The sequence below is a fragment of the Burkholderia sp. MR1-5-21 genome, assembly GCF_053427715.1.
Map to the genome: position 1 here is coordinate 1 of NZ_JBSAXD010000113.1, position 608 is coordinate 608.

Genomic DNA, 608 nt, shown 5'->3' on the forward strand with positions numbered 1-608 from the left:
CAGGACGCGGTCACGGTGCGTCAGCTGGCCGGTGCGCTTGCATCGTTTGCGGTGACGGGGCAGAAGTACTTCCATGCGAATTCGACCCAAGCGGACTCGCTCGCGGTCGGAACGGATTCGGTGGCAGTCGGCCCGACGACCGTCGTCAACGGCAACAACGGCGTGGGCATCGGCAATGGCGCGATCGTCGATTCGACCGCGCCCGGTGGCGTGGCAATCGGACAGGCCGCGAGTTCGGCGCAGGCGGACGCGATCGCGTTTGGCAGCGGTGCGACGGCGGCCGGCGCGCAGTCGATCGCACAGGGTGCGAATGCGACTGCGCTGAACGCAGGCGGCGTCGCGCTCGGTTCGGGTGCGCAAAGCAGCGCGATCAATGCGTTGGCACTCGGCGCCGGTGCGAGCGCCACCTTGGCAAACAGCGTCGCGCTCGGCGCCGGCAGCCAGACGGCGGCGCCGAACACGGGAACGACCGCGCTGTACGGCGGGACCGCGGCTGGCCTGGCGAGTGCGGCCAACGGCGTCGTATCGGTTGGCGCTGCCGGCCAGGAGCGGCAGCTGCAAAACGTCGCGGCCGGCGTGATCTCGTCGACGAGCACCGACGCAATCAA

General features: G+C 69.9%; 1 pseudogene. It reads left to right on the forward strand.

Annotation, left to right across the window (positions count from 1 at the left end):
• Positions 1–608, forward strand: a pseudogene (locus ACV229_RS40650) (hemagluttinin domain protein); the annotation flags it as partial.